Source organism: Micromonospora sp. NPDC049799 (assembly GCF_040656655.1).
GTDB lineage: Bacteria > Actinomycetota > Actinomycetes > Mycobacteriales > Micromonosporaceae > Micromonospora.
Map to the genome: position 1 here is coordinate 1 of NZ_JBFAMU010000243.1, position 7,513 is coordinate 7,513.

A 7,513-nucleotide genomic window follows, 5' to 3' on the forward strand; every position below is an offset into this window, starting at 1 on the left:
CCCGAACCGCACGCTGGTACTGGTCAACGGCCGACGCCAGTCCGACTACCCACTGGCCTACGAAGGTTCGGTGAACGTGGTCAACCTGGCCAACATTCCGAGCGCGCTGATCGAGCGCATCGAGGTGCTGGCTGCCGGTGCATCGGCGGGGGGTCGCCTGGCCGGCGCGCACGGTGATCGGCTGCGTGGTCGCCGGCCGGGCGGCTGTCGACGTGGCGGTGCCCCCGGCACTCGGCGCGTCGACCTTCGTCGCGTCGGCGTTCTCCGCGGCGTCCTTGTCATCGGTCGGCTTGTCCGGTGGCGGTGTCATTCCCGGAGCCCGGGTGAATTTCGGGGCAGGCGCGTCGGCGGGGACGGTTGCCCGGCCCACGGCCGCGCGGCCGGTCGCTGGTGTGCCGGTTTTCGCGGCCTCCTCGTCGACCGGGTTGGCCGAGGTCCCCGTGTTCCCCGACTTCGCCTGTGTCTCCGTCATTCAACTAGTCCTGTTCGTCAGGCTCGTCGGCATTGCGAGCAATCGCCACGATAGTCACGCCATCCGGAAGGTCCATCAGCTTGACCCCCATTGTGTTCCGGTCACGCGTGCGGCGTACAGGCTTCACCGGAGTCCGGATGACACCACCGTTGCTGGTGATCGCGAACAGCTCGTCGTCCGGGTCGATCACCACTGCCCCGACCAGACCACCGCGCCGCTCGGTGATCTTCGCAGTCAACACGCCCTTACCTCCCCGGCCCTGAACCGGGTATTCCTCGATCGGGGTGCGTTTCGCGTATCCCCCGTTCGTGGCCACCAGGACGTCCAGACCCTCCCGGACGACCTCCATGGCCAGCAGCACGTCGTCCTCGCTGAACCGCATGCCGATCACACCGGACGTCGCCCGGCCCATCGGCCGCAGCGCCTCGTCGGTCGCGTTGAACCGGATCGCCTGGGCCTTCTTCGAGACCAGCAGCAGGTCGTCCTCCGGTCCGACCAGGGCGGCACCGACCAGCTCGTCCTCATCGCGCAGGTTGATCGCGATGATGCCGCCGGAACGGTTGGAGTCGAACTCCTCGAGCCGCGTCTTCTTCACCAGGCCGTTCTTCGTGGCCAGTACCAGGTAGGGCGCCACCTGGTAGTTCGGAATCTCGATGATCTGTGCGATCTGCTCGTCCGGTTGGAACGCGAGCAGGTTGGCCACGTGCTGACCCTTCGCCACCCTACTGGCTTCCGGAAGCTCGTACGCCTTGGCCCGGTACACCCGGCCCTTGTTGGTGAAGAACAGCATCCAGTCGTGCGTGGAGCATACGAAGAAGTGGCTGACGATGTCGTCCTGCCGCAGGCTGGCACCGCTGACACCCTTGCCGCCGCGCCGCTGCGAGCGGTAGAGGTCGACCTTGGTGCGCTTGGCGTACCCGGTGCGGGTGATCGTGACGACCACGTCCTCCCGCGCGATGAGGTCCTCCATCGAGACCTCGCCGTCGAACGGGATGATCTTCGTACGCCGGTCGTCGCCCCACTTCGCGACGATCTCGCCCAGCTCCTCGGAGACGATCCGCCGCTGCCGCTCCGGCTTGGCGAGGATGTCCTTGAGGTCGGCGATCTCCACCTCCAGCTTGGCCAGGTCGTCGAGGATCCGCTGCCGCTCCAGGGCCGCCAGGCGACGCAGCTGCATGTCCAGGATCGCGGTCGCCTGGATCTCGTCGATCTCCAGCAGCCGGATCAGGCCCTGCCGGGCGTCCTCGACCGTGGGCGAACGCCGGATCAGGGCGATCACCTCGTCGAGGGCGTCCAGTGCCTTGGACAGACCGCGCAGGATGTGCGCCCGCTCCTCCGCCTTGCGGAGCCGGAACGCGGTCCGCCGGCGGATGACCTCGATCTGGTGCTCGACGTAGTAGCGGATGAACTGGGCCAGGTTCAGCGTGCGCGGCACGCCGTCGACAAGCGCCAGCATGTTGGCGCCGAACGTCTCCTGGAGCTGGGTGTGCTTGTAGAGGTTGTTCAGCACCACCTTGGCGACCGCGTCGCGCTTGAGCACGAGCACGATCCGCATGCCGGTACGGCCGGAGGACTCGTCGCGGATGTCGGCGATGCCGGCGAGCTTGCCCTCCTTGATCAGCTCGGCGATGCGCTCGGCCAGGTTGTCCGGGTTGACCTGGTAGGGCAGCTCGCTGACCACCAGTGCCGGACGGCCGCGCTTGTCCTCCTCGACCTCCACCACGGCGCGCATCCGGATCGAGCCGCGCCCGGTGCGGTACGCGTCCTGGATGGCCTGCTGCCCCACGATCAGGCCGTAGGTCGGGAAGTCGGGGCCCTTGACGATCTCCAGCAGCGCTTCGAGGGTGGCGGCCTCGTCGACCTCCGGGTTCTCCAGGCACCACTGCACGGCCGCGCCGATCTCGCGCAGGTTGTGCGGCGGGATCTTGGTGGCCATGCCGACCGCGATGCCCTCGGAGCCGTTGATCAGCAGGTTGGGGATCCGCGACGGCAGGATGGTGGGCTCCTTGGCCCGGCCGTCGTAGTTGTCCTGGAGGTCGACGGTGTCCTCGTCGATGTCCCGCAGCATCTCCATGGCCAGCGGGTCGAGCTTGCACTCGGTGTAGCGCATGGCGGCAGCCGGGTCATTACCCGGCGAGCCGAAGTTGCCGTTGCCGTCGACCAGCGGGTAGCGCAGCGACCACGGCTGCGCCATCCGGACCAGCGCGTCGTAGATGGCCGAGTCGCCGTGCGGGTGGAACTGACCCATCACGTCGCCGACCACGCGGGAGCACTTCACGTAGCCGCGGTCCGGCCGGTACCCCGAGTCGAACATCGCGTAGAGGATCTTGCGGTGGACCGGCTTGAGCCCGTCCCGCACGTCCGGCAGCGCCCGCCCGACGATGACGCTCATCGCGTAGTCGAGGTAGGAGCGCTGCATCTCCACCTCGAGCCCGACCGGTTCGATCCGGTCGTGCGCGACGACGGCGGCGAGGGCCTCGGGAACCTCGGGTTCGTTCGGTGTGGACTCAGGGGTATCGGTCACTGTTAACCCTTATCAGACTCAGAGTCGGTTTCGTGCTGTGGATAACCGCTGTGGATAACGGCCGCGCTGTGGATAACTCTGTGGATCGGCGGGCCGCCCGGTGGATGATGACCGGGCCGGCCCGCCGGCGTCCGTCAGATGTCCAGGAAGCGGACGTCCTTGGCGTTGCGCTGGATGAACGACCGGCGCGCCTCGACGTCCTCGCCCATCAGCACGCTGAACAACTCGTCGGCGGTCGCCGCGTCGTCGAGGGTGACCTGACGCAGCGTACGCGTCGCCGGGTTCATCGTGGTTTCCCACAGCTCGGGGTAGTTCATCTCGCCGAGACCCTTGAACCGCTGGATGTCGTCCGGCCGGGCGTTCGGCTTCTTCTGCTGGCGCAGCGCGATCAGCCCGTCGCGCTCCCGGTCGGAGTACGCGTACTGCGCGTCGTCGCCCTTCTTGTTCCACTTGATCTTGTAGAGCGGCGGGGCGGCCAGGTAGACGTGGCCCAGCTCGACCAGCGGCCGCATGAAGCGGAACAACAGGGTGAGCAGCAGCGTCTGGATGTGCTGGCCATCGACGTCGGCGTCGGCCATCAGCACCACCTTGTGGTAGCGCAGCTTCTCCATGTCGAAGTCGTCGTGGATGCCGGTGCCCAGCGCGGTGATGAGCGCCTGGACCTCGTTGTTCTTCAACACCCGGTCGATCCGGGCCTTCTCCACGTTGAGGATCTTGCCGCGGATCGGCAGGATCGCCTGGGTGCGCGGGTCCCGCCCCTGCTTGGCCGAGCCGCCGGCCGAGTCGCCCTCGACGATGAAGACCTCGGACTCGCGCGGGTCGGTGGACTGGCAGTCGGCCAGCTTGCCCGGCATCGATCCGGACTCCAGCAGCGACTTGCGGCGGGCGAGCTTGCGCGCCTGCTGGGCGGCGATCCGAGCGCGGGCGGCCTGGGACGCCTTGGTGATGATGGTCTTCGCCTCGGCCGGGTTCCGGTCCAGCCAGTCGACCAGCCACTCGTTGCAGACCCGCTGGACGAAGCTCTTCACCGGGGTGTTGCCGAGCTTGGTCTTCGTTTGGCCCTCGAACTGCGGGTTGGTCAGCTTCACCGAGATGATCGCGGCCAGGCCCTCGCGGATGTCCTCGCCGGAGAGCTTCTCGTCGCCCTTGAGCAGCTTCTTGTCGGCGCCGTACCGGTTGATGACGCTGGTCAGCGCGGCCCGGAAGCCCTCCTCGTGGGTGCCGCCCTCGTGCGTGTTGATCGTGTTGGCGAAGGTGTAGACCGACTCACCGTAGGACTCGTTCCACTGCATGGCGATCTCGACCGCCATGCCCTCCTCCACGTCCTCGGCGTCGAACTGGACCACCGTCTTGTGGATCGGGTTCTTGGAGGCGTTGAGGTGCCGGACGAAGTCGGCGATGCCGTCCTTGTAGAGGAAGGTCACCTCGCGCGGCTTGCCCTCCACGCCCTCCGGGACCCGCTCGTCGAGGAGATGGATGCTCAGACCGCGGTTGAGGAAGGCCATCTCCTGCAGGCGCCGGTAGATGGTCTGGAAGTCGAAGTCGACGGTCTCGAAGATGGCCGGATCCGGCCAGAAGGAGACCGCAGAGCCGGTGCGGTCGGTGGTCTCGCCCTTGTCCAGCGGGGACGGCTTGGAGTTCGTGTACTGCTGCCGCCAGACGTGGCCGGACTTGTGGATCTCCACCGCCATCCGGGTGGAGAGGGCGTTCACCACGGAGACGCCGACCCCGTGCAGGCCGCCGGAGACCGCGTACGCCTTGCCGTCGAACTTGCCGCCCGCGTGCAGCACGGTCAACGCGACCTCGACCCCCGGCTTCTTCAGCTTGGGGTGGATGTCGACCGGGAAGCCACGGCCGTTGTCGGTGACCCGGACACCGCCGTCGGCCAGCAGCACCACGTCGATGGTGTCGCAGTGCCCGGCCAGCGCCTCGTCCACCGCGTTGTCCACGACCTCCTGCACGAGGTGGTGCAGACCGCGCTCGCCGGTCGACCCGATGTACATACCCGGCCGCTTCCGGACCGCCTCCAGACCTTCGAGGACGGTGATCGACTCGGCGCCGTACTCCTGCTTGTCCTGCGCTGCCACCCTCGGCCACTTTCTCGCGCCGTGGCACGCCTCACGGCGTGCCGGGGCGCGGGTTCGGCGGACAGGACGCGACGTCGGCGCGCGGACCGGCACCGGGGACAAGCCGGGGTACGGGTCGAACGCGCCGGTCGCCGCGGTTGCCCGCGGATCGCGATCGGCTCGACCCGACGTGGACAATGATCACGGGCCCGCACCGGGCCCGGGTTTCGTCGCACCGCACCGGGTCTTCGTCTCTCCGTCAATCTTACTGTGCGCGAACGACAGAACCACCACTCGGCACCCCTGCGAGGCGTCTGAGACCTCCGTAGCCGGCCGAACGTCGCCGTCCGCGACTCCCCCTACACGCCACGGCCCGATCGGCGGCGCGACCGGCCGAAGACCGCGCGTTGCTTCGCACCACGTACGGGGTACGGTCACGGCGCGACCGGAACCGGCCTTGATCTTTGGCGGTCTGAACCGGACGATCGACCCGATCTACCCGACACGGCTTGAGAGGTGACGCCAGATGGGGCTGGACAACGTCGCGGTGCACTGGCCGCGGACCGGCCGCTTCTACAATCCGGTCGCGCCGGCCGAGTTCGTCGACTTCGGCGAGATCGTGGACATGCCCCGGATCTCGGCGCCGACCGCGGCGCTCGCCGAGCTGATCGCGAAGACCGGAACGGTGCGGGCGACCGCGTACACCGAGCTGGTCGACCTGCTGCTGGGCCTGGAGGGTGTGCTCTACGCCACGGACGCCGCCGCGGAGGACGAGGACCCGGTGATCGATCCGGACGGGTGCGCCTGGATCGCCGGGGGGATCGAGCGGTTCGTGGCCGGGCACCGCCAGCACGGCGAGACCGTGACCTTCGAGTCGGTCAGCGAGGTGCTGCGCGGCCTGCTCGCCGACGGTCGCCTCGCCGAGCAGCAGCTCCGGTGGCTCGACAGCCGGCTCGACGCGCTGCGCGACGACGCCGGCGCGTCACCGCAGTGGAACTACACCTGCCCCGAGCTGAGCGTGCTGGCCGCGTTCTACCGGCGCTGCGCCGACCGGGGGTTCGCCGTCTACGCCGAGTCCGAGGCGCCCCGGCGGGCCGGTCAGCCGTAGCCGCGACCTGCTCAGCCACGACGGCGGCTTCGCGGTCTACGCCGGCGCCTGAGCCGGCCGCGCGCCGAGATCAGCCGAGGTCGCCCGGTTGGCGGCGGCGATCATGTCGGTCAGCACCGTGTGCAGGTGCCGCAGGTCCGCCAGCGGCAGCCCGAGCCGCTCGACGATCGCCGGCGGAATCTGCTCGGCCTGCGCCCGGAGTGCCCGGCCGCTCTCGGTGAGTTGGACGGCGAGGCTGCGCTCGTCGGACGCGTCCCGCTCGCGCCGCACGTGACCGGCCGCCTCCAGCCGCTTGAGCAGGGGCGACAGAGTGCCGGGGTCGAGCTGGAGCAGTCTGCTCAGCTCCCGCAACGAGAGCGGCGCGCGCTGCCACAGGGCCAGCATCACCAGGTACTGCGGATGGGTGAGCCCCATCGGCTCCAGCAGGGGGCGGTAGACCGCCACGACGCCGCGCGCCGCGACCGAGAGCGCGAAGCACACCTGCTGCTCCAAGGCCAGGGGATCTCCCTTGAGTTCCTCGGCCACGATCTGCCTCCTGTCGTCGTTGCGGACATAGCAAACGTTGGTGTACCAACTATTAGCGTATGAAACGTTGCCCTGGCGAGCGAGAGGCGAAGCGGATGAGCGGCGAGGAGCAGATCGGTGACGCGGGCGGTAAGGGCGGTCGGCTCATGGACTGGGTGTTCCGTAACGTCGCCGGCCCCTCGCAGACGACGGGAGCGGTGCAGGGCGGCTCACGCCAGGCCCGCGACGGGTGGAAGCAGGACCTGGAACGCCGCAAGCAGTGGAGTCGCGAGCAGCGGGAGCGCAAGCGGGCCGAACGGGAGGGCCGGCGCGCCGCGGGGTGACCGTCAGCCGTAGGTGTCGCGGGGGCCGCGGCCGCGTACCCGCCGGGGCCCCTTGGACCACGACGGCGCCGCCGGGCCGTGGATGTGCAGCCGGCGCACGACGTTGTGGCCCACCTCGCGGGCGATCTGCTGGAGCAGCGAGCCGGCGAGCAGCCGTAGCTGCGTCGCCCAGGCCGTGGACCGCGCCTCCACGGTCAGCTCGCCGTCCTCCAGCTTGACGGGCCGGCTGTGCTGCGCGACCTCCGCGCCGACGACCTTCTCCCATGCCCCGAAGACCGTCGCCTCGGCAGCGGGCTGCTGCCAGCCGCGCGCCTTCACCAGCCGGTTCAGCACCGCGCCGAGCGGCTGCGGGTCGCGCGGGTCGGGCCCGGGGCCGGAATAGCCACGTAGGCGCCGCTCCCCACCGCCGTCGCCGCCGGCACGCCCTGCTCGGCGAGAACGGCGCCGGCAAGTCGACCCTGATGAACGTGCTCTACGGGCTCTACCAGCCCGACG

Annotated in this window: 7 protein-coding genes and 1 pseudogene; 3 read left to right on the forward strand and 5 right to left on the reverse strand. The window is 69.2% G+C overall.

All coding sequences use genetic code 11. The features are described 5' to 3' along the window. Window positions 1–157: 157 nt before the first annotated feature. The 3 genes and pseudogenes from AB0I76_RS18360 to gyrB all read right to left on the reverse strand — a co-directional run. Window positions 158–472 (reverse strand): annotated as a pseudogene (locus AB0I76_RS18360) (DUF3566 domain-containing protein); the annotation flags it as partial. Window positions 473–476: 4 nt separating this feature from the next. Further along, on the reverse strand, window positions 477–2,996 hold the full coding sequence (gene gyrA, locus AB0I76_RS18365) for a DNA gyrase subunit A (protein WP_357036564.1): 2,520 nt from the start codon (window positions 2,994–2,996) through the stop codon (window positions 477–479). 134 nt (window positions 2,997–3,130) lie between these two features. Further along, a complete protein-coding gene (gene gyrB, locus AB0I76_RS18370) occupies window positions 3,131–5,083 on the reverse strand; it encodes a DNA topoisomerase (ATP-hydrolyzing) subunit B (protein ID WP_357036567.1) in 1,953 nt (650 codons plus the stop codon). Window positions 5,084–5,588: 505 nt separating this feature from the next. Between gyrB and AB0I76_RS18375 the strand changes: the two genes are divergently transcribed. Next, window positions 5,589–6,170 carry a hypothetical protein gene (locus AB0I76_RS18375; RefSeq protein ID WP_357036571.1) on the forward strand — a complete coding sequence of 194 codons (582 nt, stop codon included), beginning with the start codon at window positions 5,589–5,591 and terminating at the stop codon, window positions 6,168–6,170. A gap of 36 nt (window positions 6,171–6,206) precedes the next feature. On the opposite strand, the gene AB0I76_RS18380 is transcribed toward AB0I76_RS18375, so the two are convergent. Beyond that, window positions 6,207–6,695, reverse strand: coding sequence for a MarR family transcriptional regulator (locus AB0I76_RS18380; protein ID WP_357036574.1), 489 nt, complete (start codon window positions 6,693–6,695; stop codon window positions 6,207–6,209). Between the two features lie 95 nt (window positions 6,696–6,790). Between AB0I76_RS18380 and AB0I76_RS18385 the strand changes: the two genes are divergently transcribed. After that, a complete protein-coding gene (locus AB0I76_RS18385) occupies window positions 6,791–7,018 on the forward strand; it encodes a hypothetical protein (RefSeq protein ID WP_357036577.1) in 228 nt (75 codons plus the stop codon). A 3-nt stretch (window positions 7,019–7,021) separates the two neighbouring features. Here AB0I76_RS18385 and AB0I76_RS18390 read toward each other — a convergent pair whose 3' ends face one another. Next, entirely contained in the window at window positions 7,022–7,351 is a 330-nt protein-coding gene (locus AB0I76_RS18390; protein ID WP_357036580.1) for a DciA family protein, read from the reverse strand. On the opposite strand from AB0I76_RS18390, the gene AB0I76_RS18395 reads away from it, so the two are divergent. Further along, on the forward strand, window positions 7,282–7,513 hold a 232-nt coding region (locus tag AB0I76_RS18395; protein WP_357036583.1), incomplete at its 3' end, for an ATP-binding cassette domain-containing protein. The two genes, AB0I76_RS18390 and AB0I76_RS18395, sit on opposite strands and share 70 nt — an antisense overlap.